General features: G+C 61.8%; 27 protein-coding genes. 15 read left to right on the top strand and 12 right to left on the bottom strand.

Annotated elements, in window-relative coordinates; genetic code table 11:
* Positions 1-5: 5 nt before the first annotated feature.
* The 5 genes from gspK to gspG are packed head-to-tail and all read right to left on the bottom strand — an operon-like array spanning position 6 to position 3082.
* The gene (gene gspK / locus R3E77_09535; protein ID MEZ5499655.1) at positions 6-947 is read right to left on the bottom strand and encodes a type II secretion system minor pseudopilin GspK; all 942 of its coding nucleotides are present in this window, start codon (positions 945-947) and stop codon (positions 6-8) included.
* The gene (gene gspJ / locus R3E77_09530; GenBank protein MEZ5499654.1) at positions 944-1567 is read right to left on the bottom strand and encodes a type II secretion system minor pseudopilin GspJ; all 624 of its coding nucleotides are present in this window, start codon (positions 1565-1567) and stop codon (positions 944-946) included. Before gspJ ends, gspK begins: the two co-directional genes overlap by 4 nt.
* A complete protein-coding gene (gene gspI / locus R3E77_09525; GenBank protein MEZ5499653.1) occupies positions 1564-2055 on the bottom strand; it encodes a type II secretion system minor pseudopilin GspI in 492 nt (163 codons plus the stop codon). The genes gspJ and gspI overlap by 4 nt, the downstream gene beginning before the upstream one ends.
* Positions 2052-2594, bottom strand: a complete 543-nt coding sequence (gene gspH / locus R3E77_09520; GenBank protein MEZ5499652.1) for a type II secretion system minor pseudopilin GspH — start codon at positions 2592-2594, stop codon at positions 2052-2054. Before gspH ends, gspI begins: the two co-directional genes overlap by 4 nt.
* 23 nt (positions 2595-2617) lie before the next feature.
* Complete coding sequence (gene gspG, locus R3E77_09515) at positions 2618-3082, bottom strand: type II secretion system major pseudopilin GspG (GenBank protein ID MEZ5499651.1); 465 nt, start codon at positions 3080-3082, stop codon at positions 2618-2620.
* 51 nt (positions 3083-3133) lie between these two features.
* Between gspG and rrtA the strand changes: the two genes are divergently transcribed.
* The 11 genes from rrtA to R3E77_09460 all read left to right on the top strand — a co-directional run bounded on the left by rrtA (position 3134) and on the right by R3E77_09460 (position 12452).
* Positions 3134-3769, top strand: a complete 636-nt coding sequence (gene rrtA, locus R3E77_09510) for a rhombosortase (protein ID MEZ5499650.1) — start codon at positions 3134-3136, stop codon at positions 3767-3769.
* Positions 3770-3777: 8 nt separating this feature from the next.
* A complete protein-coding gene (gene fabD, locus R3E77_09505; GenBank protein ID MEZ5499649.1) occupies positions 3778-4728 on the top strand; it encodes an ACP S-malonyltransferase in 951 nt (316 codons plus the stop codon).
* Positions 4729-4736: 8 nt separating this feature from the next.
* The gene (gene fabG / locus R3E77_09500; protein ID MEZ5499648.1) at positions 4737-5468 is read left to right on the top strand and encodes a 3-oxoacyl-ACP reductase FabG; all 732 of its coding nucleotides are present in this window, start codon (positions 4737-4739) and stop codon (positions 5466-5468) included.
* Between the two features lie 200 nt (positions 5469-5668).
* The gene (gene acpP / locus R3E77_09495) at positions 5669-5908 is read left to right on the top strand and encodes an acyl carrier protein (protein MEZ5499647.1); all 240 of its coding nucleotides are present in this window, start codon (positions 5669-5671) and stop codon (positions 5906-5908) included.
* A gap of 92 nt (positions 5909-6000) precedes the next feature.
* Entirely contained in the window at positions 6001-7248 is a 1248-nt protein-coding gene (gene fabF, locus R3E77_09490) for a beta-ketoacyl-ACP synthase II (GenBank protein ID MEZ5499646.1), read from the top strand.
* Positions 7249-7254: 6 nt separating this feature from the next.
* A complete protein-coding gene (locus tag R3E77_09485; protein ID MEZ5499645.1) occupies positions 7255-8634 on the top strand; it encodes an aminodeoxychorismate synthase component I in 1380 nt (459 codons plus the stop codon).
* On the top strand, positions 8631-9449 hold the full coding sequence (pabC, locus tag R3E77_09480; protein MEZ5499644.1) for an aminodeoxychorismate lyase: 819 nt from the start codon (positions 8631-8633) through the stop codon (positions 9447-9449). Before R3E77_09485 ends, pabC begins: the two co-directional genes overlap by 4 nt.
* Positions 9446-10477, top strand: a complete 1032-nt coding sequence (gene mltG, locus R3E77_09475; protein ID MEZ5499643.1) for an endolytic transglycosylase MltG — start codon at positions 9446-9448, stop codon at positions 10475-10477. The genes pabC and mltG overlap by 4 nt, the downstream gene beginning before the upstream one ends.
* Positions 10478-11095, top strand: a complete 618-nt coding sequence (gene tmk / locus R3E77_09470; GenBank protein MEZ5499642.1) for a dTMP kinase — start codon at positions 10478-10480, stop codon at positions 11093-11095.
* The gene (gene holB, locus R3E77_09465; GenBank protein ID MEZ5499641.1) at positions 11092-12081 is read left to right on the top strand and encodes a DNA polymerase III subunit delta'; all 990 of its coding nucleotides are present in this window, start codon (positions 11092-11094) and stop codon (positions 12079-12081) included. The genes tmk and holB overlap by 4 nt, the downstream gene beginning before the upstream one ends.
* A complete protein-coding gene (locus tag R3E77_09460) occupies positions 12078-12452 on the top strand; it encodes a PilZ domain-containing protein (GenBank protein MEZ5499640.1) in 375 nt (124 codons plus the stop codon). The genes holB and R3E77_09460 overlap by 4 nt, the downstream gene beginning before the upstream one ends.
* A 67-nt stretch (positions 12453-12519) precedes the next feature.
* Here the strand turns inward: R3E77_09460 and R3E77_09455 are convergent, their stop codons facing one another.
* The 3 genes from R3E77_09455 to R3E77_09445 form a co-directional block, all read right to left on the bottom strand.
* A complete protein-coding gene (locus R3E77_09455) occupies positions 12520-13593 on the bottom strand; it encodes a cyclic nucleotide-binding domain-containing protein (protein ID MEZ5499639.1) in 1074 nt (357 codons plus the stop codon).
* Positions 13594-13662: 69 nt separating this feature from the next.
* Positions 13663-15699 (bottom strand): 3-hydroxyacyl-CoA dehydrogenase NAD-binding domain-containing protein, encoded by a 2037-nt coding sequence (locus R3E77_09450; GenBank protein MEZ5499638.1) that lies wholly within the window; start codon positions 15697-15699, stop codon positions 13663-13665.
* 12 nt (positions 15700-15711) lie between these two features.
* The gene (locus R3E77_09445) at positions 15712-16458 is read right to left on the bottom strand and encodes an endonuclease/exonuclease/phosphatase family protein (protein ID MEZ5499637.1); all 747 of its coding nucleotides are present in this window, start codon (positions 16456-16458) and stop codon (positions 15712-15714) included.
* A gap of 132 nt (positions 16459-16590) precedes the next feature.
* Between R3E77_09445 and R3E77_09440 the strand changes: the two genes are divergently transcribed.
* Positions 16591-17013: a hypothetical protein gene (locus R3E77_09440; GenBank protein ID MEZ5499636.1), complete on the top strand. Its 423-nt coding sequence runs from the start codon at positions 16591-16593 to the stop codon at positions 17011-17013.
* Positions 17014-17031: 18 nt separating this feature from the next.
* Here R3E77_09440 and R3E77_09435 read toward each other — a convergent pair whose 3' ends face one another.
* Both R3E77_09435 and R3E77_09430 read right to left on the bottom strand, forming a co-directional pair.
* On the bottom strand, positions 17032-17391 hold the full coding sequence (locus R3E77_09435) for a hypothetical protein (GenBank protein ID MEZ5499635.1): 360 nt from the start codon (positions 17389-17391) through the stop codon (positions 17032-17034).
* A gap of 251 nt (positions 17392-17642) precedes the next feature.
* Positions 17643-18464 carry a sterol desaturase family protein gene (locus tag R3E77_09430; GenBank protein ID MEZ5499634.1) on the bottom strand — a complete coding sequence of 274 codons (822 nt, stop codon included), beginning with the start codon at positions 18462-18464 and terminating at the stop codon, positions 17643-17645.
* Between the two features lie 91 nt (positions 18465-18555).
* Here R3E77_09430 and R3E77_09425 point away from each other — a divergent pair, with 91 nt between their 5' ends.
* Positions 18556-20898 carry an EAL domain-containing protein gene (locus tag R3E77_09425; protein MEZ5499633.1) on the top strand — a complete coding sequence of 781 codons (2343 nt, stop codon included), beginning with the start codon at positions 18556-18558 and terminating at the stop codon, positions 20896-20898.
* On the opposite strand, the gene R3E77_09420 is transcribed toward R3E77_09425, so the two are convergent.
* On the bottom strand, positions 20889-22073 hold the full coding sequence (locus R3E77_09420; GenBank protein ID MEZ5499632.1) for an acyl-CoA dehydrogenase family protein: 1185 nt from the start codon (positions 22071-22073) through the stop codon (positions 20889-20891). The genes R3E77_09425 and R3E77_09420 overlap by 10 nt on opposite strands.
* A gap of 139 nt (positions 22074-22212) precedes the next feature.
* On the opposite strand from R3E77_09420, the gene R3E77_09415 reads away from it, so the two are divergent.
* Complete coding sequence (locus tag R3E77_09415) at positions 22213-22842, top strand: carboxymuconolactone decarboxylase family protein (protein ID MEZ5499631.1); 630 nt, start codon at positions 22213-22215, stop codon at positions 22840-22842.
* A 16-nt stretch (positions 22843-22858) separates the two neighbouring features.
* The gene (locus R3E77_09410; protein ID MEZ5499630.1) at positions 22859-23713 is read left to right on the top strand and encodes a dienelactone hydrolase family protein; all 855 of its coding nucleotides are present in this window, start codon (positions 22859-22861) and stop codon (positions 23711-23713) included.
* A gap of 26 nt (positions 23714-23739) precedes the next feature.
* Here the strand turns inward: R3E77_09410 and R3E77_09405 are convergent, their stop codons facing one another.
* On the bottom strand, positions 23740-25239 hold the full coding sequence (locus R3E77_09405; GenBank protein ID MEZ5499629.1) for a M20/M25/M40 family metallo-hydrolase: 1500 nt from the start codon (positions 25237-25239) through the stop codon (positions 23740-23742).
* Between the last annotated feature and the right edge of the window lie 44 nt (positions 25240-25283).

The following is a 25283-nucleotide window of genomic DNA, read 5'->3' as shown; positions in this document are numbered from 1 at the left end:
GGTGTCTAGTTTGGCGTCTGCGATCGGCGAATAACTCGGATCTGGTTGCGATCCCGCTGGACCAGACTGTACAGGGCCATTTCCGTAGTGCCAATAGTCACATAGCTGGTCAGCAGGAAGTCCGCGCTTGTTTTGCCGACCCGGTCACTTATTTGTTGGCGCGCTTCGGCCGAAACCGTGTCCAGGAAAGTGTCGGGGGTCGGAAAGCAGCCTCGCTCCCGATTTCGTTGCAGTGCCGCCTCGTCCAGCGAGAACTGCAGCTGCGTGCCATGCAGAGCATCCAGGACCGCGCCGCTCGCGGTGCAAAGATTGATCTTTCGCTGAGGATCGGGCGGCAGGGCAGTGATATGCGGCGCCAGGCGGTTGAAACGCTCGATATCGAAGCCCGGCAGCGACATCAGTTCAGTGATCGTAGTGACAGGCAGGTTTGGCGGACGATACGGCGGCGTCTGTGCGAGATAGTAACTGTCCTCGCCGCCATCCGGCAGCGTCGGTTGGTTGTCGATGTCGATCCAGTCTGTCAGTAGCTGCGCCCACTTGGATTCGAGACCGAGTATTTCGAGCAGCCGGGTGAAAGTGGCGACGGCAACCGGATCGGCAACACCGTCCTTGTCGATCAGGGAATTGATATTGAATCGGCCATCGAGATCCTCGAGTTGAGCGGTGATCAGAGCGTCCGGCGCAATTTCGACCGGGCCATAAGGTTGCGCCCAGGACTCATCCGGGCTGTCTTCGTTGTTCTGGTCTTCTGTCAGTGCTACTGCTGCGAGTGCTTCGGCGCCCTGCGAATACATCAATGCGGTATCGAACGAAGAATTGGCGACAGCCCGTCGTGCTGTCATTGTGGTTGCAAAGCCAATGGCGACTGCAAGGACCGTCGCAATGGCAAACAGCATGATGGCGGTTAGCAGGGCAATGCCACGTTGGCGATGAGAGGGTGCCCTCATGCGGGTGTCTCGATGATGCGCACGATTTCGCCGACGTCCTCCAGTCGGACGGTGATCTCGATGGCGATCGGCAGCGATCGGAACTGCTGCAGCCCGGATTGGCTCCCTGGAATTGCAACCGGCCACTGCTCGAGCCAGCGCCTGCCATTGTCCATGAATCGCAATTTGACGTCGTCGACGCCGTCGAGCAGGACACGCTGCAGTGGCAATACGCCTTGCGCTGCATCGAGCACAGGCAGATAAGCACGAATCAGCTGCTTGTCCTTGCGCAAGTATTGCACGCGTTGCAAAGTCGAACGTGGCAGGCCGGCCGGGTTGGCCCAGCCGCTACGGGTTAGAATCAGCAATTCCTCGCCGCGGCGGCTGCCGTCCAATGCGGGTTGCAATCCGGCACCGAGCGTATCGCGCACTGGCCGTGCCTCGAGCTGCGCGACGTCCTGGCTGATGACGCGCATCGCGCGCGCCAGCTGCAACAGCCGGGCCTGGCGCTGCGCCAGGCGTTCGCGCTCTATCATGCCCTGGTTGACGACGGAATAGCCGATTGCGAACAGGATGGCGGCGATGAACAGCGCCACCAGGATCTCGACCAGCGTGAATCCACTGTGCCGCGCCCGCGTCATTGGATTGGGTTGCCGTTCGCGTCGGTAGGGGGCGAATCGGCAGGACTCGCCTGCGGGGTGCCCGTCACGCCGAAGCCGCCGCTACCGGCAATTGCCACCTTGCTGCCACGTATGCCGCTGACCGTGACCAGCCAATTGCCGGTAGCGTCCGTGACACTGGTTTCGCGTTCACCGGGCTGCAAGCGACGCACCTGCACGTCGATGCGGCGCAATCCAGGTACGTCGGTGTCGATGATCTCCTGGCGCCATTGCCACTTGGCATCGGCGTATTCGATCGAGCCGGATTGCACGCCCTTGCCGGGCGCCAGCAGTTGCAGTCGAAGCGTGGCGATGCGATTTTCGGCGATCCACTGTGCGAGCTGCCTGTCGGCCAGGTACAACGTGCTATCGGCCGAACTGGTTACCGTGCTCATCAACGCGGTCATGGCGAACGCGACGATGACCAACGCCACCAGAACCTCGACCAGAGTGAAGCCGCGTGCTCTCAATGTGTACCTGTAGAGATGTCGCCCGCTGAAACCTCACCCTGTTCATTCACCGCCAGACGAATCCAGCGTCCGGCATCGGCACGTTCGAGCTGCAATTCAAACGTGTTGACGTCGCCATTTGAGAACAACAGGATCTGCGGTTTCAAATCGGCCTGGTCCAGAGGCACTGCGAGCGGCAGGACGATTTCACGTCCTTCTACCCAGAGCCGGGTCGACAACCCGGCGGGCAACGTGCGTTCGCGTAGCACCTCGTCGTTGGCCAAATCCACCCACAGGGAAGTCCGCGGGTTGAAGAGCACGAAACTGTAGCCACCTGCCAGGCAATACAGACCGTACTCGCGGCTGGTGAGTTCCGCCTGCTCGCGGCTGTAGGCGAGGAGGCTGACGAGTCTGTCGGCCTCACGCTGCAATTCGCGATCCTGACCGACGACGCCTATCGAGAACACGACACCCGAGACCACGACCGCGATAATGACCATCACCACGAGCAGCTCGACCAGGGTAAACCCCGCGCGCGGCTGTCCTGGCATATTGCGCATGGCCACGGCCGCAGTGGTTTGCGCTACTGCTCTTCTAGGTTCCAGTTGCCTATGTCGGTGTCAGCGCCTTCGCCGCCCTCCTGGCCGTCTGCGCCGAGCGAGTACAGGTCATAAGCCTGACCGTGGGTCCCGGGAAAGGTGTAGTGGTAGTCGTTCTGCCAAGGATCTTTCGGGAGCCGCGGCAGATAGCCCTCGGCGCGATAATTGCGTACCGAACCGTCGGCAGGCGCCTTGGTGAGGATCTTCAGGCCCTGTTCCGAGGTCGGGTAGCGCGACGTATCCAGGCGAAACATCGTCAATGCCGTCTCAATCTGGCGCAGGTCGGCCTGCGCTTTGCTGACACGTGCTTCATCGACCTTGCCGATGACATTCGGCACTATGATGGCAGCCAGAAGCCCGATGATTACGACCACCACCATGATCTCGATCAATGTGAAGCCGACCTGGCGCCGACCCCGTGCGTCAAAGCATTGCTGGCGGCGAATCATGCGGTCCATAAGTGCCTCGGAACTTGAGCGTAGCTGCGGCGATCATAACAAATGACTGTGACAAAACCCGAGCCGTCCCGCTCATCCTGGAGTCGGTCGCTCAATTGCGACGGTCGTTATGGCATCACCCTCGCAACGCTGCTGGCATTGCTGTTGACAATGGCCGCGATGCCGGCCGCATGGCAGGAATTGCTGAGTTACACGCGCACTGATCTGGCAGCTGGCCAGTTGTGGCGCCTCCTTACCGCACACCTGGTGCATGTCAACCCACGACATGCGCTCGCGAACTGCGCCGGACTTGCACTGCTCTGGGCATTGTTCGCGCGCGGCATGCGCCCGCTCGCGTGGTCCTTCGTCGTGTTCGCGTGCATGATGGCGATAGACGCCGGCCTCTGGCTGCAGCAGACACAACTCGAGTGGTATCGAGGTGCATCCGGGGTGCTGCACGGGGTGTTGGTTGCAGGTGCGGTCGCCCATTTGCGTCGCGAGCGAACATTGGCGCTCCTGTCCTTGGCGCTACTGTGCGCGAAACTTGCCTACGAGCATTCCGGCGGGCAGTTGCCGACGGTTGGCGACTTGCCTGTTGCATCGGCTGCCCATATCTACGGTGCGTTTGGCGGCTTGACGGCAATCGTGCCAACGCTGTGGCGCAACAAGCGCGGGCATGGCGGCGGTGAGCCGCTATAATCCGTCGCATGAAGATCGCCATGGTTTTTCCCGGCCAGGGGTCGCAGACCGTCGGCATGCTGGGAGGGCTCGCGAATGAGTTCTCCATCATCCAGAGCACTTTTTCCGAAGCGAGTGCTGCGCTTGGCTTCGACCTGTGGCAGCTCGTACAAAGCGGCCCGGACAGTGCGCTCAACCTGACGGAAAACACACAGCCGGCCCTGCTTGCAGCGTCGATCGCACTCTACCGCGTGTGGCGGGAGTGCGGCGGCCGGGAGCCCGACGTGGTCACCGGCCATAGTCTTGGCGAGTTTGCGGCGCTGGTATGCGCCGAAGCGCTCGCATTCCCGGATGCTATCCGGCTGGTGCGGTTTCGCGGGCAAGCCATGCAAGCCGCGGTGCCCGCCGGGGAAGGAGCCATGGCAGCGCTGCTCGGCCTCGAAGACGATGAGGTCAAGCGGGCCTGCGCTTCTGCGCAGCAGGGGCAGATCGTCGAAGCGGTCAATTTCAATGCGCCGGGCCAGGTCGTAATTGCAGGCCACGCGGCGGCAGTGGATCGAGCCATAGAGGGCGCGCGCGCGCTCGGCGCCAAACGCGCGGTCAAACTGCCGGTCAGTGCGCCGTTCCATTCATCGCTTATGCAGCAGGCGGCGCGACAGTTTTCGCAGCGGCTCGACGGGGTTGCGATTTCCCCGCCTCGTTACACCTTCGTGAGTGCCGCCGATACTGAAATCCACGCCCAGCCGGAGGACGTTCGGCAGGCACTCGCCGCGCAACTGGCGGCACCGGTGCAATGGACGAAAACCGTCGCAGCGCTTCTTGCGATGGGCGTCACCCATGCGGTCGAGATGGGTCCGGGCAAAGTACTGACCACTCTCAACAGGCGCATTGGTCGCGATGCCGCACTCGTGTGCATGGCGACTGATGACGCGGCTGGGATTCGCGCAGCAATAACACAATTGAATGGAGCGCAGGCGTGAACGAGGAATTGAAAGGTCGCACGGCGCTGGTAACGGGAGCCTCTCGCGGCATAGGCAGGGCGATCGCCGAAGCATTGGCAGCGCGTGGTGCCTTGGTCGTCGGCACGGCGACCAGCGCCGCGGGCGCGAGCGCCATCAGCGACTGGCTTGGCGCTCACGGTGGCCGCGGATCGGTTCTCGATGTCGCTGACGCGGCTTCGGTCGAGGCACTTCTCGCAAGCCTCGACGAACAGGGCGTGATGCCGGCGATCCTGGTCAACAACGCGGCGGTTACGCGTGACGGCCTGCTGCTGCGCATGAAAGATGACGACTGGGACGGTGTACTCGCCACCAACCTCACTTCCGTTTTTCGACTGAGCCGAGGTTGCCTGCGATCAATGATGAAAGCGCGATTCGGCCGCATTATCAACATTACGTCGATCGTTGGCGTCACCGGGAACCCCGGTCAGGCGAACTATGCCGCCGCCAAGGCCGGTCTCATCGGTTTCAGCAAGTCCGTTGCAAAGGAAGTTGCCTCGCGCGGCATTACCGTCAACTGTATTGCGCCGGGCTTCATCGACACCGACATGACAAGGGCACTGTCGGACGCCCAACGTGATGCCCTGATGAGCACGATCCCCATGGCGCGGCTGGGTATGCCGGGCGATATCGCCGCTGCGGTCAGTTACCTCGCGAGCGAAGGCGCCGCCTATGTCACCGGACAGACACTGCACGTCAACGGCGGCATGCTGATGGTATGATCGCGCCAGGTGTTTACACTCGACTGGAAAAAGTGACTGTAGGTAATTGATTCATTGTATAAAAAATTAAGGATAGCGGGACGAATGCCGCCTTATGTAGCCCAAGCAGCGGGCTTAACCTACAATACCGCGCCTTGCGATAACCCGGGAGCGAGAATCCGGGGCGCAAATATTCAAGGTCTTAAGAGGACACGACACTGATGAGTACTGTTGAACAGCAGGTTAAGGCCATCGTCGCCGAGCAGCTCGGAGTCAAGCCGGAGCAGGTCACGAGCGATGCGTCGTTTGTTGACGATTTGGGCGCAGACTCGCTGGATACGGTTGAACTGGTCATGGCGCTCGAGGAAGAATTCGAGACTGAGATCCCGGACGAGGATGCCGAGAAGATCACCACGGTTCAGCAGGCCATCGATTACATCAACGAGCGCCGCAAGAGCTGATCGCGGTCCTAGCCGCAGCTTTGCAAACTCCCATGCGCCACAGCGGCGGCGGTCGCGTCGCTGCGCCGCCTTAATCCGAGGTCGGAGACCGCTTGAGTAAACGCCGCGTTGTTGTCACAGGCCTCGGCCTGATTACTCCCCTGGGCAGTACCGTCGAGTCGGTCTGGAAGTCCGCCCTGGCCGGCGAGAGCGGCATCGGGGCCATTACCGCGCTCGATGTTTCCGCATTTCCCACCCGTTTCGGTGGCGCCGTACGCGATTTCGATGTCGCGAGCTATATCCCGCCCAAGGATGCGCGGCGGATGGATGCGTTCATGCACTACGGCGTGGCGGCCGGGATCCAGGCTGTCACGGACAGTGGCCTCGACATGCAGGCGGTCGACCCCCAGCGTGTCGGGGCGATATCGGGTTCCGGCATCGGCGGTCTCGCAACCATCGAGGATCAGTTCGGCGCCTATCTCGAAACGCGCAATCCACGCAAGATTTCGCCTTTTCTGATCCCGGCCTCGATCATCAACATGATCGCGGGGCACCTGTCGATCCGCTATGGCTTCCGGGGACCCAACCTCGGCATCGTCACGGCTTGCACGACTTCGACGCATGCAATCGGCCTCGGCATGCGCACGATCCAGTACGGTGATGCCGATGTCATGATTGCGGGCGGCGCGGAATATGCCACCACCGTCTGCAGCCTTGGCAGCTTCTCGATGGCCAAGGCGCTTTCCACGCGCAACGACGAGCCGACACGCGCCTCGCGCCCATTCGACCGCGAACGCGATGGTTTCGTCCTTGGCGATGGCGGAGGCGCGGTGGTCTTGGAGGAGCTGGAATTTGCCAAGCGTCGCGGCGCCAGAATTTATGCGGAGCTGATCGGTTTCGGCATGAGCGGCGATGCCCACCACATCACGGCGCCGCCCGAAGACGGGTCCGGAGCAAGGCTCGCAATGCAAAATGCATTGCGCGATGCCCGGATAGAGCCTGCAGCGGTCCATCATATCAACGCCCACGCTACATCGACACCGCTCGGCGACAAGGCCGAGACACTCGCGATAAAAACCACTTTCGGCGAGCATGCCGCGCGGATTCCGATCAGCGCAACCAAGTCGATGACTGGCCATCTGCTTGGCGCTGCAGGCGTTGTCGAAGCCGTCCTGTCGATACTCGCGATTCGTGACCGGATCGTGCCACCGACCATCAACTATGAGAATCCCGACCCCGATTGCGACCTCGATTGCGTGCCGAATGAGGCCCGGCAGGTTGCCGTCGATGTGGCTTTGTCGAATTCATTCGGTTTCGGAGGCACGAACGGCAGCGTGGTCTTTCGTCGTTTCGTGGACTGACGCAAGATAGGCCGCCCAACGCTTCCATCGCAATACGTCGCAACCAGGCTCGATGCGAGCCGTCGGGACCTCCTGGGTCTTGCCGGCGGTTGGCCGCGACGATATCCCATGTTGCTCGACAGCGCCGCCCATGGTCCGCTGGGACGGTATTGCCTGCTGGCCGTATCTCCGCGACGGCGCCTCGTATTGCGCCGGTCCGCGGTGGTGCACGACAGCCGGGATGGGCGCAGGCGCGGAGGATTCCTGGACGCGCTCGAGCAACAGTTGCGCACGACGGGCATGGCACGCGCAGGCGGCGAGTGGCCGTTTATCGGAGGTTGGTTTGTCTACCTGGGGTACGAGACCGTTTCCGAAATCGAACCCCGCCTGAACCTGCCGGCGGCTGAATCGCCGATTACGGCTTGTGCCTGGCAGGTCGACAACGCCATCGTGCACGATACTTCGACCGGCGAATCATGGTATTTGTCTGTCTCAGGGAATCAGGCCGCGCTTGCGACGATCGAAGGCGATCTCGAGCGCTTGCGCCGGCCGCAGGTGTCGGCGTTCTCATGCAAGGTGGCCATGTGCGAAGAGGCGCCGGATCTCTACCTTCGTCGAGTCGAACGCGCCAAGGAACTGATCGCGGCCGGCGAGATCTACCAGGCCAATCTGTCGCGCTGGTGGCGGGGATCGCTGCCCGTCGATGCACCCATCGCAGCGCTCTACGACCAGCTTTGCAGCGATAATCCCGCACCCATGGCCGGTTTGATGTTCTGCGAGAATATGGCGCTGCTCAGTTCATCGCCCGAGCGGCTCCTGTCGATCGACCGGGACCGTTTCATAGCGACCCGACCGATTGCGGGAACGCGGCCTCGGGCGAGCGGCCATGCCGCCGAACGGACCATGATCGAGCAGTTGCGCGAGCACCCCAAGGAGCGGGCCGAACACATCATGCTGATCGACCTCGAGCGAAACGATCTCGGACGGGTGTGCGTGCCAGGATCGGTCGAAGTGAACGAGTACATGAATATCGAGACATATGCGCATGTTCATCATATCGTCTCGAACGTGCGCGGCCGGTTGCGCGAGGACGTCTCGCCCATAGCCGCATTGCGCGCGACATTTCCCGGCGGCACCATCACCGGTTGTCCGAAGTTTCGCTGCATGCAGATCATCGCAGAGCTCGAAGGCGTTGGCCGCGGAGCGTACACGGGCGCCATTGGTTACATCGGCTACGATGGGCGCGCTGATTTCAACATTCTCATTCGCTCGCTCGTGATGGTGGACCGCGCCATCGAACTGCGCGCTGGCGCGGGCATCGTCGCCGATTCCGATCCTCAGTCGGAACTCGAAGAAACGCGCGCCAAGGCGAGGGGCGTACTCAAGGCACTCGGCGCAGCAACGTGACGGCCGGGCACGTCATCTTCAGTTCGCACGATGATCTCGGCGTGAGGGTCTGTTTCGATCGCGGCTTGCACTATGGCGACGGGCTATTCGAAACGATCGTCGTGCGCGATGGCATGGCGCGCCACCTGGACGCCCACATGCAGCGCTTGCGGGCGGGTATGGCGCGTCTGCGTATTGGATCTGTGGACTGGCCGGGGCTCGCACAGACGCTCGTATCCTGTGCCTCGCGCGAGGATCGCGCGGTGTTCAAACTGATCGTAACGCGCGGCAGCGACCCGGCGCGTGGTTATGTGATGCATGAGGGCCTGTGCCCGACGGTCGTGCTGTTGCGCTACGATTTTCCGTCTGGTCCGGCGCTGGACCCTGCCGGACGAGTGGCTGTCCGGCTCGGACAAACGATTTGGCCACAGGATCCGGGGCTCGACGGCATCAAGCACTGCAATCGTCTGCCGCAGGTGCTTGCACGTGCCGAATGGTCGGATCCTGGCATATTCGAATCGCTGCATGCAAATGCCGCCGGCGACCTCGTCTCGGGTACCATGACGAACGTGTTTGTCATCCTCGATGGACAACTCCTTACGCCGGCGATCGCCTGCGGCTGCGTCGCGGGTATCGCCAGGGCGCAAGTCATCGACCGTGCACGCGCGGCGAATGTCGCGCTGACAGAAACCCGCATACCGCTGGCGGCAATCAAGCGCTGTACGGAGATGTTCCTGACCAACGTGCGCATCGGTGCGGTCGGGGTCGGCCGGATTGACGGCCGCGCGCTTGGACCAGCTCGGGCAGTCGACCTGTTTCGGGACCTTGTGGCATGAAACGCGGCGCTAGATTGTTGCTCATCGTCACTCTGCTCGCGCTGGTTGCGTCGGCAGCATTTGCGGGTGAGCTGTGGTGCCGGAATTTGTTGCGCCAGAGCGGACCGTCGGTCGCGGTGCAGCGCTTTGCCGTGCCGGCCGGCAGCAGTCTGACTGCCGTAATACAGCGACTGGGCCGCGCCGGCCTGGTCAGTCATCCGCAGATCGTAGCGACCTATCTCCGCTGGCGACGGCCTGGCATCTCGATTCAGGCGGGGGAATACGACATCAACGCGGGCGCGAGTGTCAACGACATCCTCGAGCAGCTGCGCAGCGGTCGCGTCGTGCTCGAATCAATCACCTTGATAGAGGGTTGGACTTTCGATCAGGCTCGCCAGGCAATCGCGCGACATCCCGCGCTGAGTCAAACTCTCACCGGTCGGTCCGATAGCGAAGTCATGACGCTGCTCGGGTCGGGCGAGCTGCATCCGGAAGGGCAGCTCTATCCTGACACCTATCGTTTTGCCGCCGGCAGCACGGACCTAGCGTTGCTTCGTCGGGCGCATGAGCGATTGCAGCAGGAACTGGCCACCGCCTGGAGCGTGCGCGCAAATACCGAACCACTCGAGTCACCATATCAAGTGCTCACGCTGGCCTCACTCGTCGAGAAGGAAACCGCTTTGCCGGGCGAGCGAGCACGAATTGCCGGCGTGTTTCTACTGCGGCTGCGTCGCGGCATGCGGCTGCAGTCCGATCCGACCGTGATCTACGGGATGGGAGCGCGCTACGACGGGGATATTCGCAGTCGCGACCTGCGTGCCGACACGCCTTACAACACTTATACAAGGGCCGGCCTGCCACCGACGCCGATTGCCCTCGTCGGCAAGGAAGCGTTATTGGCCGTTACACAGCCTGAGATCACGGGCGACCTGTACTTCGTCGCGACCGGCGACGGCGATGGCTCCCACTTTTTCTCCAGCAACTACGCCGCGCATGCCGATGCGGTCCGGCGCTATCTGGCCAAATTGAAGCTGCAGGGAACACGCTAGATGCGCGGCAGATTCATCACATTCGAGGGCATAGAAGGTGCGGGCAAATCCACAGTGGTCCACGGCGTTGCCGCCTCGCTCAGGGATCGTGGACTCGAGGTATTGGTGACCCGCGAACCCGGCGGCACACCACTCGCCGAGCAAATCCGGCAACTGGTCCTCGCTCACGGCGACGAGCCCCTCGATAGTGTCGCCGAGACGCTGCTGATGTTTGCGGGACGCAGTATTCACCTGCGCAATAGAATAGAGCCGGCCCTCGAGGCGGGAACCTGGGTGTTATGTGATCGTTTCTCCGACGCGAGCCGTGCCTACCAGGGTGCAGGGCGCGGTGTGGATGAAGACCTGATCGAGCAACTGGTGCGAAGTGTCCAGCGCGGACTCGAACCCGACCTGACCTTCCTGCTTGATCTGCCGGTTAGGATGGGGCTGCAGCGTGCGGCCAGTCGCCGCCAGGCCCGGGATCGCTTCGAATCGCAGAACCTGGCGTTCTTCGAGCGCGTACGAACAGGCTACCTGCAGTTGGCCGCGCGAGAGCAGCGGATCCGAATTATCGACGCCACGGTATCGGCGGAGCAGGTGCTTGCCGCAGTCGGTCGGGAACTGGAGTCACTGCTGTGACGTCGCCGAATCCGCCCTGGCTTGGCCCGATCGTCGCGCAGCTGACCAGCCTTGCCGACCGCAATCGCATGCCGCATGCGCTACTTCTGCACGAGTCGCGAGGTTGTGGCGGCGAGTGGCTTGCATTGCAGACGGCAATGTTGCTGCTGTGCCGTAAGCGCGAGGCCGGCAACGCGCCCTGCGGGACGTGCCCGGACTGTCGACGGGTGGTACACCGCGAGCATCCTGATCTTCTGTGGACAGAGCCGGACGCGGACAAACAGCAATTGCGTGTCGACCAGATCCGTGAGCTCGGCGCCGAGCTGGCGCTGACGACGCATGGTGGTGGCGCGCGCGTGGCCGTGGTGACTCCAGCCGAGTCGATGAACGCCGCGGCGGCAAATGCGCTGCTGAAATCCCTGGAGGAGCCACCGCCGGGCACGGTGATAATACTCGTGACGGCTGATGCATCACGGCTGCCAGCGACGATACGCAGTCGTTGCCAGCGCATCCGGTTGCCGAGGCCCGACCGCTCGACGGCACTGCAGTGGCTCGCGCAGGCGCATGGCGCCTCGGAGGACTGGAGCGCGGCGCTCGACCTGGCGGGCGGCGGACCATTTGCTGCGGCCTGCATTCCGGCTGATCAGGCGCGTGCAATCCGCCAGGATGTGATCGACGCGCTGCAGCACCTGCAAAGAGGCGAGCATCCGGGCAATGCGGCAGTTCACTGGGCACAGGCCGATACGGCGTTATACCTGGTCGCGCTTGAGAACTGGCTCACAGATCGAATTTTTTCGGCGGCTGGCGACCGTCCGCAATTTTCCGGACAGGGCGAACCTGCGCACTTGCAAGATGGCGTTCCGGCGCGGAATATAGTGGAATTGCTCGCTGTGCAACGCGAATTGGCGCGAATACGATCGCAGCTGGCAACACCGATTAACCGCAAGATGGCAATCGAGGCGCTGTTGTGGCACCTCGCGATGGCCTTGCAGAGGCGAACGGCTTGAGCGAAGCAGCAAAATCTCCGGCGCGCAGTGCTGGCAACAAGCCGGGGCTGCTCACCCTGACGATCAAGGACAAGAGTGCCTTGTATCTGGCCTACATGCCGTTCGTACGCAATGGCGGGCTCTTCATTCCGACCAATAGCAACTATCGCCTGGGTGACGAGGTATTCATGTTGCTCAACCTGATGGGCGAGGACGAGAAGATTCCTGTCGCCGGTCGGGTGATCTGGGTCACGCCCAAGGGCGCACAAGGCAAGCGCACGGCGGGCATTGGCGTGCAGTTCTCTGAGCAGGATCGCGGCCAGACGCAGAAAAAGATCGAGACGTATCTTGCCGGCGCGCTGACGGGTGACAAACCCACCCACACCATGTAGGTCTTGCAGCGGCGCGGAGTCTGCGTGATTGTCCGCTAGTCCTCGGGCTCGCGATGGTTAGTGTCGATCACCCCGGAGCGCGGCGTAGCGGCAAGGTCGCACTGCTGATTCCGCCTTTCAGCACATAGGCCTTGAAGCCTCGATTCACGAGGATGTAGGCCGCAGCGGAGCTGCGCCGCCCGGTGTCGCACACGACGACATAGGGTCGGGCGGTATCCAGGGTTCCTGTCTTCAGGCGGATGAAATACAGCGGAATATTCAGCGAATTGTCGAGCCGCATGTTCTGGAATTCGCTGGGCAGGCGGACGTCGAGCCATTGCCCGCCGTCAGCCACTATGCGACGCGCCTCGGCATCGTCGACCCAGTGCAGCATGGGCTCGTTCATCAGTTCGCGAAATTCCTGCTTGCCGAGGCGCACCAGCACCCCATCGGTCGCCATTCGTACCGTCGCATTGCGCTTGGCTTCGGAAATAAGCGCTTCTTCGCCAAACGTGTCGCCCACCCCAAGCTCCGCGAGTTTGAGGCCCTCCTTGTTCATGGGTGTCTCGCGCGTCACGAGGCATTTGCCCGACACGATGGCGTAGAAATAATCGCCCTCGTCTCCCTGCTTGATGACCACGTCGCCTTCACGGTAGGGCAGGCGCTGCATCTTCATGAAAATGGCCTGTATGTTGGCCGGCGGGATCCTTTGGAAGGCATTGCTCGACAGGAGAGTGGTCATCCAATCGCCATCACTCGCAGCCTCGGCCTCGGATCGAAGTTCGGATACTTCGTAGCTGCCTGTCTGATCCCAGACGATCATTACATCCAGCAGTTCCGAATCGATGGCCAGGAATTCGATGTCCTCGACCGCTCGCGCCGAGCACTTGCGGGGTTGACTGGGCGCAAGCGGCGATTGCGCCTCGGGTGTGCCTGCGCGTATCACGCCGATCACCCGATCGGAATTGCGCAATTCCACCGTGCCGCTGACCAGCCATACGGTACGCCGGTCGTTTTCGCCTTCCTTGAACAGCAGCCGACCTGCGCTGACCTCCCGGATCGCCACCTTTTTTGCGAGAGCGGCCAGGTTGTCGCGCTTCATGCCGCCGAGCGGCGAGAATCCCTGCAGCTGTTTTACGGTTGCGCGGCGATCGTCAGACATTGCAAGCAGCTATCCTTGGACCAAAAGCGCGATGCTAGCACACCTCATTTTTGAGGCCGCGGACGCGGCTCACGGCGCAGACTGGTTGCGCAGCAAGTCCCAGCCCGGGTCCGCGCGAAATCTGCTGCCGTAGCGCTGTTCCAGGGTGCTCAATCGCTTAAGCATGTTGTCGATCCCGGCGTGGCGGGCGTAATTGAGGGGGCCACCTCGAAATGGCGCGAATCCGGTGCCGAATATGACGCCGGCATCGAGCAGCTCCCCGTCGGCGACGACTTTCTCGCGCAAACAGGCAACGCACTCATTGACAAGCGCAAGGATCAGCCGGTCTTCGAGATCAGCCGGCACGACGGCGTTCCCGGCATCGGGTTTGATCGCTTTGCCATCCTGCCAGACATAGAACCCCTGCCCGGACTTGCGGCCGAGTTTACCGTCGGCAATGAGGGCCTTCAGTCGGGTATCGTCGGCGGGTTCGCGCGACATGGCTTTGGTGACGATTTCACCGACGTGCTGTGCGACATCGAGGCCGACGGTGTCGACCAGTTCGATTGGTCCCATCGGCATACCGAAACCCTCCGCTGCGGCATCGACTGTGCGCATCGGTATGCCTTCGTTGATCGCGCGCATTGCTTCATGCAGGTAGGGAACCAGCACGCGATTGACCAGAAATCCTGGTGAACTGCGGCAGGGCAGTGGCAGCTTGTCGAGCCGGCGCGCGAAAGCGATCGCCTGCAGCGTGCTTTGTTCATCCGTCTGCTCGGTTGCAATGACCTCGATCAGCGGCATTTGCGCAACTGGATTGAAGAAATGCAGCCCCACGAAATGCCCGCGGTTCGAAAGCTGTGCGTTGAGTGTTTCGAGCACTATGCTCGAAGTATTGGTGGCAAGAATGGCCCCTGGTTTCATGCGTGGTTCGATTTTCGCGTACAGCTGCTGCTTCGCCTCCAGGTTCTCGAAAATGGCCTCGACGATTATGTCGGCTTCGGCAACGCCATCGCCTGCGACATCCGCGCGCAGTCGTTCCGTTGCTGCGGTTCGTGACTTGTCATCGTGCAATTTCTTCTCGAACAGAGCGCGGCCGCGAGCCATTGCGGGCTGCACGTACTTGTCTTCGCGATCCTGGAGCGTGACGTTGAATCCGCGCAGTGCCGACCAGGCAGCGATATCGCCGCCCATGACGCCTGCGCCGACAACATGCACGTTTCGAATGTTCGCTTTTGCGCCGCCAGCAAGGCCTTTAAGTTTGTCCTGGAGAAAGAAAACGCGTATCAACCCTCGCGCCGTGTCACTGAGAAACAACTTGGCGATCGAGCGCGCTTCGGCTTCGTAGGCTGCATCGTCCTTGGCGCCGTATTTCTCCCAAAGTTCTACCATCGCATAGGGCGCCGGATAGTGTTCGCGTCGGGCCTTGCGGGCAACTTGAGCACGCAATCGCCCGGCAACGAAACCGCGTACAGGCGCCAGTGACAGCAGCGTCGCCCGCAGGCCGGGTTGGTGCGGTGACGGTCGCCGCGCGATGAGCTCCCGGGCCGTCTCTTCGGCCCTGTCTTCGGGCGTGAGCCGATCGATCAGGCCGATCTCGAGGGCCTTTTCACCGCGAACGGGCCGACCGGTGAGCATGATCGGCATTGCCTGCTCGACGCCGAGCAGCCTGACACTTCGCACCGTGCCGCCGAATCCAGGGTGGATGCCGAGATTCACCTCCGGCAGCCCGAGGCTCAGTTTGCCGTTGTCGACGCCGATCCGGTAGCGACAGGCGAGCGCGACCTCAAGGCCGCCGCCGAGTGCAAAACCCTGAATGATTGCGACAGTGGGGCAGGGCAGAGCTTCCAGCCGGTCGAGCACGCGCTGGCCACGGCGCACCAGCTCATAGGCGCCATCGAGGTCGGTGAGAGTCGTAAACTCGCGGATGTCTGCACCAGCGATGAAACCGCTCGGTTTGCCGGATCGAACGACCACACCGGCCGGCAGGCGAGCCTCGAGCTGCGCGAGTTGCGCATCGAGGTCCTCGAGTACCTCTTTTGACAACACGTTGGCGGAACCGCCGGGTTTGTCGACTGTGAGCCACACGATATCGTTGCTGTCACGTTCTGCTTGCCATGAACTCATCGCCTCTACTCCCTAATGACCCTGTCGCGTGAGTGCGAAGTCGCACACCAGCGGCCGGTGATCGGAAAAACGCACATCGGGTACGCGGAAATCCTCGATTTCGATGCCATTGCTGACCAGGATGAAATCGAGTTCTACCCTCGGGGCTCGTGCCGGATAGGACGGCAGATTGTGCAGATTCGCACTGCGCAAGCCCGACGCGCGCATGAACAAATAGATTTCGTGCGTACCCCAGAACGCATTGAAATCGCCGGCCACGATGACTGGTTTGGTGGCTGCTGTAATCAGATCATGAAGTGACCGCAATTGATACTGTCGCTGCCGGAACTTCAGCGACAGGTGCACCAGGAATATGCACACCTCATCGAGCTCGAGCTCGATGATCAGCCGTTTGATGCCGGTATCGAAATAGTGGAAGCGCTCGCCGGTGACGCGCGGGGCTGCAAGAAAAGCATTCCCTTGCTTGCGCAGTATCGGCATCAGCTGGTTGATCGATTGCGCGCCGTACTTGCACTCGTATGTGGAGTAATGCCCGATCTCGCGGGCAATGAATTCCGCCTGATTCAGCATGCCAGTGCGGATCGATCCCGTGTCCACTTCGATCAGTCCAACGATATCGGGGTCTTCGACACGCACGAATTCCGTGATCTCCCGCAACACGCGCTTGTTACTGCGCAGGTAGCCGGCGCCGGGCACAGGCAGATGAAAGGCAGGACCGGTGCCGGTGGCGTACCGGATGTTGTACAGCAGTAAGCGCACGGGTAGGACTGTATCGGCTGGAACAAAGGGGAGTTTATCGCCGTGTCAATGAGGCGTGAAGCCTGTTACCCTTGCCGGAGTGCACTGTCCCGGAGTCCAGGCATGTCTGAGCAGGACCCAATTCGCGTATTCGTGACGCACGTCTGGGAAAATTCCGATGACTATTTGCGCGTATTCGAGTTCCTCGAAAGTGCCCGAAATTTCTTCTACAGAAATGTTTCGAGCACGGAGGGAAAGCCGGTCGGTGACAAGGAAGCGTTCAAGGAGGCGCTGCGCAATCAGATTCGCCACGCCGAGGTTGTCATTGCACTCAACTCGCTCTACGCCAGTCAACGTGATTTGAGCGAGTTTCAGCTCCTATTTGCCAATGCCAGCAAAATTCCGGTGGTTCTGCTGCCAAACTTCGGCGCACCGGCAGAGCCGGTCAAAACGCTGCGCGAGCTGGCGACTGAGGTCATTTCCTGGGATGAGCGAGCGCTTGTGGACGCGCTGCGCCGGCAGGCGCGTCACGAACAAACGGGGCGCTGGGATACGGTGGAATTCAAACTGGACTAGAAGCTACCTTGGCCTTCCTCAGGCTTCGGCGGCTACCAGTTGTACGTGCGCGCGCGGTAGCTGGTTGTCGAAACGAAGCACGGCCTGAATTTCCGAAACCCGGCCATACATGCCGACCACGGTCGCGGCCAGTTCGTCGGCCTCTGACTCGGAGAGTTTTCGTATCGTTGCACGGACGGCGTCCTCGCCTGGCAGCGGCCGCGCGCGCCGCAGATCCCGGTGCAGCGCTTCGAGATCTTCGCGTATGACACTCGGCACTTCGTCGGGTTCGAGATCTTCCAGCTGCGTTGCGTAGGCCTGCTGCAACCGGTTCTTGATCGAACCGGAACGCGCCAGTATCAATGTCGCACGGCGAAAGCGTTCTTGCGTAGAGGACATGGCCGCCTCGTTCTATTTGTAGTTGTCTACCGAATCGAGTTACAACCGGGAGTTAAGGTTGATTCTCGACTTTCTGGTGGCCAAAGACCCCTGATCCATCAGCCACCTACGCATCAAATATACCGTCATTTGCACCGAATACAATGTCAAATTTGCGTTGGTTGCAGCCACCGACGAGCTGTACGGCCGATTATCTCGAATTAACAGAAATTATCAGCTCCAATTGATTGATTCTAAAACCATGAGCGCGGCTAGGCGACTCGGTCGTTGGGACGGCGTATTCGCAACGGTAGCAGCAGCAGGGCGGTGAGCGAGCCGGTTGCGGGTCCGTCGCCACCGGGAAATCCGATGCGAAGTGACGGGTCCTGGTTTCCCGCCGACCGGCTATAGGTGCCGAACAAGTGATCCCACCACGGTAGGCAGAATCCGAAGTTCGTGTCGGCTTCGTGGCGCTGCACCGAATGGTGCACGCGATGCATGTCGGGGCTTACGAGTAACCAGCCGAGTACATGCGCGAGCCGAGCGGGCAAGGCAAGGTTGCTGTGATTGAACAATACCGCGATGCTGAGTCCGACCTCGAATGCGATCACCGCCGCAACGGGCACCCCGATGATCGCGATCGTGGCGGCCTTCCAGATGAGGGAGACCCCGATCTCGAGGGGATGAAAGCGCACCGCCGTCGTCGCGTCCAAATGGGACTCAGAGTGATGAGTGGCATGCAGGCGCCAGAACCAGCGCCAGCGATGCGATGCGCGATGTTGGGCGTAGATGGCCAGATCGAGCGCCAGGTAGCCGGCCAGCGACGATCCCAAGCCCTGAAAATGCGCGAGGTTCGCAAGGCCGAACTGGTGGGCACTCGTCCAGGCTGCAACCTGGACGCTCGCGAGCGGCGCGAGCAGGCCGCCAAGGAGGGCTCCGCTGCCGCCGAGCAGCAGATTGCGCAGACGCACGCGCCAGCGATGCAGGGGCGCATTGCGCCAGGCGAACCAGTGCTCCAGCAGCAGGAGACATCCTAGCCAGCCGCTGAAAAGGCCAGCTTGCACGAGCAGCTGCTGATCTGCGAACAGCGTCATGTTCCTAATCAAGTTCCTTCAATTTTGCATGTTGAGGGCCGATCCCGGGCGAAATACCAGTCATTGCGGCCACTGGGGCCTTCGGCCATTTATGTTGAACCAAAAGCTGGCGTGGAATTCGCTGCGTGGCTTTGCCATGACCCTGGCGCTATGTGCTGCTGCCGGCGCTGCACTGTACCTTTATTACGCGACCCAGGGCACGTCCGCCGCGGCCAGCGTCGCTCGCCAGAGAATCTTCCTCGACGCGATCGCAGTCAGTGCCGCTCAGCGTGGCAGCGCAAAAGGGGGTTTCGAGCGAGCACTCGAGGGTCAAGCGGCATCGGCGGCGGAGCTGCGTATGTTGTTCTTGCAGGAACGGCCCACCCGGATTGGGTTGTGGCGCTGGTCCGGCAGCGAGCCGCAGCTGGTAGCAATCGACTCTGCCTGGAGCAACTTGCTGGTCGCACAAGAGCGCGAGGCGACAACGGCGAGTGTGGCCACGATGTACCGGCTGCTGCCGCAAGGCCCCTACATTGCAAGCCAGCCCGTGACGATGGGGCAGGGGACGAGGGTCATTGCACTCTTGCCCATCGGGACGCTGCCGGTCGCGGCGACCTGGCCACTGCTGGCATGGTGGCTGCTTGCGGCTGCGCTCGCGGCCATCGCGGCCCTTGGCCTTGCGCGGCCGTCGCCACCCGCCGCACTTTTGAGGGCGGCGCTCGAGTCGCCAGCAACGGCGGTGTTGCAGCAGATGATCGACGGTGTGTTGTTGGTCGATCCGGCGACATTGCGTATCGTCGACTGCAATCCGGCGGCCTGTACGCAGCTCGGTCGCAAGGCGAGCGAACTGCGCGGCGCAGATCTTGGCCATCTGGTAAGTGACGAGTCCATTCCGTCATTGTGGGATGCTATTGTCGCGGCACGGGCGGATACCACCCATGTGCATGAAGTCGACCTGTTTCGAAGCGACCGCAGCCCGTACCACACGGAAGCAGCCGTGAGCAGTGTGAACGGTCCATCCGGGACGTTGGCCTGCTTGCTCCTGCGTGACGTCTCCGGGCGCAAGCACGCGGAGAAACAGATACTCGAACGGCAACGCAAACTTGAGCACCTGGCGAATCACGATCCGCTAACGCATTTGCCGAATCGTCTGTTCCTGAATTCACGGCTACCGGAATTGCTGGAAGAGGCCACCCAGGCTGGTCGTGAGCTCGCCGTCTGCTACATCGATATCGACAATTTCAAGAACATCAACGATTCCTGCGGTCACGAGACCGGGGATGCGTTCCTGCGACGCGTCGCCGAGCGACTCAAAGGGGCCGTACGGGACTCGGACCTCGTTGCGCGGATCAGCGGCGATGAGTTCGTGGTCGTCAAGTTCTGCCGGGACCATGCCACCGTCGAGCGATTTGCGGCGCGTCTGGTCGCTGTACTGCGCGATTCCCTCAACGTGGAGGGACGGGTGTTCGAAACCAGCGCAAGCATCGGAATCAGCGTATCGCCTCAGGATGGCCAGGATATGGGCGAGTTGATGCGGCGCGCCGACATTGCGCTATATCAGGCCAAGGAGGGCGGCAAGAACAGCTACAGGTTCTTCGCGCCTGAGATGAGCGCGAGAGTGTCCGAGCGCATGGCTCTCGAAGCGGCGCTGCGCGAGGCATTGTCACAGGGCGCCATCAGCGCACATTTTCAGCCGATCGTCGACCTGCGCAACGAGCGTGTCGTGGCACTGGAGGCACTGGCACGTTGGCGCCACCCGAAAATCGGGCAAGTGCCGCCGACGCAGTTCATCCGTGTCGCCGAGGATGCCGGGCTGATCATCGAGTTGGGCGATGCGATCATCGAGAGCGTCGCGACGCAGCTGGCGGTATGGAATGGCATGGACCTACCCCGGGTGCAGGTCGCGATCAACGTCTCGGCCCAACAGCTGACCGGCCGCGACTTCCGCGAACGCGTTTGTCGCATCATCGACCGTCATGGTATTGCGCCGCGGCAGCTGCAGCTCGAGATCACCGAAAGTGTGGTCATGCGAGATATCGAACGCCAGGTCGACATCCTGCAGGGATTGCGCGAGGCGGGATTCGAGATTTCAATAGACGACTTTGGTACCGGCTATTCGAGCCTCAGTTACCTCAAGCACCTGCCCATCGACCATCTCAAGATAGATCGCTCGTTCGTGCGTGATATGGCCGTCGATGCCAACGACGCAGCAATTGTCAGTGCCATCGTGAGCATGGCCCGCAACCTCAAACTGGAGACTATCGCAGAGGGTGTGGAGACTGCCCAGCACGCCATGCGGCTCGCCGCGCTGGGCTGCGACTTCGCCCAGGGCTATTACTACAGCGGCGCCGTGTCGGCCGATGACTGCACTTCAATGCTCACGGCGGTGGCGGAGCGTGATCGACTGACCGATACCGTGCGGATGCGCGCGTTGCAGGTGGCCGGCTATTCCTGAATGGTTGCGCGCCTGCTGTGATCGCGCGCGAGTCGCCTGGCCAGAGCCCACAGGTGCACTTCCGATGGACCGTCGTAGATTCGAAACCCACGGATGCCCTGGAAGATCTGTGCAACGACGGTTTCATGCGACACGCCTTGACCGCCAAGGATCTGGACGCAACGGTCGACCACAGTAAAGAGAGTTTCGGCACATGAGAATTTCGCCATGGATGACTCCGCGCCGGCGCGTTGCCCTTTGTCGAGCAGCCAGGCGACATAGTCGATCATGAGGCGACACTGCAGCAGATCGATCTGATTGCGTGCGAGAGAGAACCCTACGCCTTCATGTTCAATCAGCGTCTTGCCGAAAGCGCGGCGCACATTGGCATAATCGGTTGCGATATCGTGCGCCCGCTGCGCGGCGCCCCACCAGCGCATGCAATGCGTCAGTCGCGCCGGAGCGAGCCGCAATTGCGCGTAACGGAATCCCTGGTTGACTTCGCCGAGAACCTGGTCACTGGGAATGCGCAGATTGTCGAGTTGGACGACGCCATGGCCGCCCGGCATGGTATCGCCTATCGTCTCGATGAGCCGCTCGACCGTGATGCCCTGGCTGTCCATTTCGGTCAGGAACAGGGTGGCTCCGGCGTCGGTGCGCGCCATGATGATCGCGACGCGAGCATCACCGGCGCCCGTGATGAACCACTTGCGTCCATTGATGATCCAGTCATGGCCGTCGCGCGCGGCCGTCGTCTGCAACTGGTCGGGATCCGCACCGGCACCGGGATGCGGTTCGGTCATGAAAAACGTGGAGCGACACGAACCGGCGGCGACCGGGCGCAGGAAGCGCTCCTGTTGCTCCGGCGTGGCCACCCTCTCGAGCAGGAACATGTTGCCTTCGTCGGGCGCCATGCAGTTCATCGCCAGTGGTCCAAGCAGCGAGTAACCACTGGCGCGAAAAACTGCAGCACTTTCGCTATGGGTCAATCCGAGGCCGCCCCAACGGCTGGACACCTGCGGAGCGAACAAGCCGGCGCGCCGTGCTTCGTCGCGCAGTTGGCGCAGTAGTTCATCCGACGGACCACGCGGACCATTGCGCGGATCGTTCTCGAACGGAATCACCTTGTCCCTGATGAATTTGCGTGTCCTTTCAGACAGCTCGGTTTCGCGATCGCTCGGAGAAAAATCACTCATCGTCGTTGGTATCCGTGGCCCACGCTCGCGGGCAGGATAGTGCAAATTCGAACATTGTTGCTACCATCCTCCTGCAGCCGCGGCGCTGGCAGCGTAATCGCGAAGTGGTCTCAATATGTAAGTCTCCAGGGAGAATGGCATGGCCCGAATCGAACCCATGGATATCGGCGAATTGCCGCAGGATTTACGGAGTGCCTTGCAGGAAGCCGAGAGTCTGATGGGTTTCGTGCCGAACGATGCTCTGACGCTCGCCCGCTGGCCGGCATTGTATTTTGCGGTTCAGGGCCTGGTTCGTGTCCTGTACAGCCCGGGCGCCGTCAGCGGTGAGCTGAAGCGCATGGTTGCAACCGTGGTGAGCGGCGCGGCGGGTTGCCGCTATTGCCAGGCTCATACCGCCCACGGCGCAGTACGCAAAGACCAGGCGAGCGCCGAGAAGATCGCTGCGGTGTGGCAGTTTCGGACCAGCGACCTGTTTTCCGCGGCCGAGCGCGCCGCGCTCGAGCTGGCCGTCGCTGCGGGTCAGCAACCGAGCGCAGCGACCGACGAACACTTCGCCGCGCTGCGTGAGCACTTTTCGGAGCGCGCGGTCATGGAGATCGTGGGAATGATTGCGCTGTTCGGTTTTCTCAATCGCTGGAACGATACCCTGGCTACGGAGCTCGAGCAGGCACCCCTCGAGTTTGCGTTGCGAACGCTCAAGGCGGAGGATTGGCAGGCCGGGCGGCATGCGACCGCTAGCAAAAAATTGGAGACCTCACGTGTGCGATGAAGATTCCTTTGCCGACATGAGTCGATATGACCGTGCATCGAACGCAATCACGCGTCGCGAATTCGGAGCCCTGACCATCGGCGCTGGCCTTTCGGGGCTGGCTGCTGCGAAGACGCACGATGGCACGCTCGATGAACAGGAAGTCACGATACCAACCCCATCCGGTTCGGCCGATGCCTATTTCGTGCATCCAGCGCTCGGCCTTCATCCCGCGGTGTTGATCTGGCCGGACATCTTTGGCCTGCGACCGGCGTTTCGGCAGATGGCACGCCGCCTTGCTGGCGCTGGCTATAGCGTGCTGGTGGTCAATCCGTTCTATCGGCTACAGCGCGCGCCGACTTCCGAGCCCGGGGCGGACTTTGATGATGCGGCGACCCGCCAGGCGCTCATGTCGATGGCGAAATCCCTCACGGCCGAGTCAGCCGCAATCGATGCCAAGGCCTTTGTCGACTGGCTCGATCAACAACCCGCTGTCGACGGCAAGCGCAAGATGGCAACCACTGGCTACTGCATGGGCGGGCCACTGGTCATGCGCACAGCGGCTGCCCGTGCCGATCGAATTGGCGCGGGCGCGACGTTTCATGGCGGTGGACTCGCGACCCAGGCCGCTGATAGCCCCCACCGGCTGATACCGCGCATGCGCGCGCAATTCCTGATCGCTATCGCGGCAAACGACGACCAACGTGACCCGAATGCCAAGACTCTGTTGCGCGACGCGTTCGATGCCGCCCACCTCGAGGCGGAGATCGAGGTGTACGCGGGCACCTTGCATGGCTGGTGCCCGCCGGACTCCCGTGTTTACGATGAAGCGGCTGCCGAGCGCGCCTGGCAACGGATGCTGGCGCTGTTCAAGCGTGCCTTGGGTGGATGACGCAGGGCGTCATCCACCATCAAGGATTATTTCGCCAGCTCGTAGAGGTACTCCACGTAGGACAATACGGCGCCTTCCCAACCCTGCACGTTGGGATTTACCGAGTCGATCACGAAGTATTCATCCGGTGCGTGCGCGCCGCTGCCGTGGCCCAGGCCGAAATGTCCGGATGCGAGGTTGAGTGGCGGATTGGTGAATACGTAGCCCGGGTATGAGCCCGCGTTGCGCGGCCAGATGAGCGGATCGATCTTGTTGCGCTTGAGGACGGCAATCTGCGCCTGAATGAGGCGCGCATCGAGTGGGGTGCTCGTGGGGTCGTAGCCGCCGGACATCGTGACCTCGATGTCACCGAATCCGTGCTTTTCAAGGTGCGCCCGCAATGCGGCCAGTGCGCCTTTGGCCGTCATGTCGGGCACGAGCCGCAGGTCGAGTTTCGCCTCCGCCTTGTGTGGCAAAACCGTCTTGCCGCCGGGCCCGGTATAACCACCCACCAGACCTTCGATGTTGACGGTCGGTTGTGAGACCAGTCGTTCGAGCGCCTGTTCGAAAGGCAGATCGTCGATCCAGACACTCGTGCTGAACTGCTGCTTCATCTGCGCTTCATTGCGTCGCTTGGCGGCAGCGGCAATCATCTCTTTCTCGGCCGCGGTTACGGCGCGAGGCGCCGGATAGTCGTCGATGGTTATGGTATTGCCGTCGGCGGAGACGAGCGAGTCGAGGGCGTGAATCAAGTGCCAGCTCGGACTGTCGATCATTGCCTTGAGCGATGAATGCACGTCCTTGCCCGGTCCAAGACCCCACTTTTCGCCACTCGCGACCAGCTGCACTTCAATCACGCCCTTGGCGCCAAGGCTTACCGTGACCGTGCCGTCGAGATCCTGGGATGCTCCTGGCATGAATACGCCTATCGTGCCCGCGAGCGCTGCCTCAACCTCAGGCCGGTGCACGATCTGGCCAATGTGGGGCGAACCGATTTCCTCCTCGCCTTCGGCGATCAGGACCAGGTTCACGGGCATTTTCCTGCCGGCTGCGCGGATGGCATGCAGTGCGGCGATGAATGCGGCTTCGGGCCCTTTCTGATTGACTGCGCCGCGACCCATCACGACCTTGCCGAGGCCGGGCTTGTCGACCAGTCGCGCTTCGAGCGGCGGCGAGCTCCATTCGGCTGGATCGAACTGCTTGACGTCGTACATGAAGTAGAGGCCAACGGTCTTGGGGGCACCGGCGTCAAGGGTTGCGAACACACCCGGTTTGCCGTCGGTGCTCACGATGCTCACCTGCTGGAAGCCGGCATCCTTGAGCATCTGGGCCATGTATTCGGGACCGTCCGGGAATCCGCGATCCTCGGCAGCGATTGAGGGCAGGGCGATCCATTCCTGCAGCCGTTTCACGCCTTCGTCGTGTTGCGCGGCAATGGTCGTGCGGATGGCCTGCAGGTCGCGCGGGCCGGACCAGGTCATCGGCGCAGCGAGCGTGCCGGCAATCGCAATCGCAGCAGCCTTCAAGGCAAGTGAACTCTTGTTCATGACGGTGTCCTTATCGGGGCGAGGGCACGGGTAGGTCGAGATCG

The sequence above is a fragment of the Steroidobacteraceae bacterium genome (genome assembly GCA_041395505.1).
Classification (GTDB): domain Bacteria; phylum Pseudomonadota; class Gammaproteobacteria; order Steroidobacterales; family Steroidobacteraceae; genus JAWLAG01.
This window is presented reverse-complemented; position numbering and strand designations above follow the sequence as displayed.

What these genes read in the sequence shown, in the direction of transcription:
- R3E77_09415 (MEZ5499631.1), top strand. Translation starts at nt 22,213, where the DNA reads ATGGCCCGAATCGAACCCATGGATATCGGCGAATTGCCGCAGGATTTA.
- R3E77_09430 (MEZ5499634.1), bottom strand. Translation starts at nt 18,464, where the DNA reads ATGACGCTGTTCGCAGATCAGCAGCTGCTCGTGCAAGCTGGCCTTTTC.
- R3E77_09455 (MEZ5499639.1), bottom strand. Translation starts at nt 13,593, where the DNA reads ATGTCTGACGATCGCCGCGCAACCGTAAAACAGCTGCAGGGATTCTCG.
- tmk (MEZ5499642.1), top strand. Translation starts at nt 10,478, where the DNA reads ATGCGCGGCAGATTCATCACATTCGAGGGCATAGAAGGTGCGGGCAAA.
- R3E77_09435 (MEZ5499635.1), bottom strand. Translation starts at nt 17,391, where the DNA reads ATGTCCTCTACGCAAGAACGCTTTCGCCGTGCGACATTGATACTGGCG.
- fabD (MEZ5499649.1), top strand. Translation starts at nt 3,778, where the DNA reads ATGAAGATCGCCATGGTTTTTCCCGGCCAGGGGTCGCAGACCGTCGGC.
- gspH (MEZ5499652.1), bottom strand. Translation starts at nt 2,594, where the DNA reads ATGCGCAATATGCCAGGACAGCCGCGCGCGGGGTTTACCCTGGTCGAG.
- R3E77_09425 (MEZ5499633.1), top strand. Translation starts at nt 18,556, where the DNA reads ATGTTGAACCAAAAGCTGGCGTGGAATTCGCTGCGTGGCTTTGCCATG.
- R3E77_09450 (MEZ5499638.1), bottom strand. Translation starts at nt 15,699, where the DNA reads ATGAGTTCATGGCAAGCAGAACGTGACAGCAACGATATCGTGTGGCTC.
- R3E77_09405 (MEZ5499629.1), bottom strand. Translation starts at nt 25,239, where the DNA reads ATGAACAAGAGTTCACTTGCCTTGAAGGCTGCTGCGATTGCGATTGCC.
- gspG (MEZ5499651.1), bottom strand. Translation starts at nt 3,082, where the DNA reads ATGATTCGCCGCCAGCAATGCTTTGACGCACGGGGTCGGCGCCAGGTC.
- gspK (MEZ5499655.1), bottom strand. Translation starts at nt 947, where the DNA reads ATGAGGGCACCCTCTCATCGCCAACGTGGCATTGCCCTGCTAACCGCC.
- R3E77_09420 (MEZ5499632.1), bottom strand. Translation starts at nt 22,073, where the DNA reads ATGAGTGATTTTTCTCCGAGCGATCGCGAAACCGAGCTGTCTGAAAGG.
- acpP (MEZ5499647.1), top strand. Translation starts at nt 5,669, where the DNA reads ATGAGTACTGTTGAACAGCAGGTTAAGGCCATCGTCGCCGAGCAGCTC.
- rrtA (MEZ5499650.1), top strand. Translation starts at nt 3,134, where the DNA reads ATGACTGTGACAAAACCCGAGCCGTCCCGCTCATCCTGGAGTCGGTCG.
- gspJ (MEZ5499654.1), bottom strand. Translation starts at nt 1,567, where the DNA reads ATGACGCGGGCGCGGCACAGTGGATTCACGCTGGTCGAGATCCTGGTG.
- R3E77_09410 (MEZ5499630.1), top strand. Translation starts at nt 22,859, where the DNA reads ATGAGTCGATATGACCGTGCATCGAACGCAATCACGCGTCGCGAATTC.
- mltG (MEZ5499643.1), top strand. Translation starts at nt 9,446, where the DNA reads ATGAAACGCGGCGCTAGATTGTTGCTCATCGTCACTCTGCTCGCGCTG.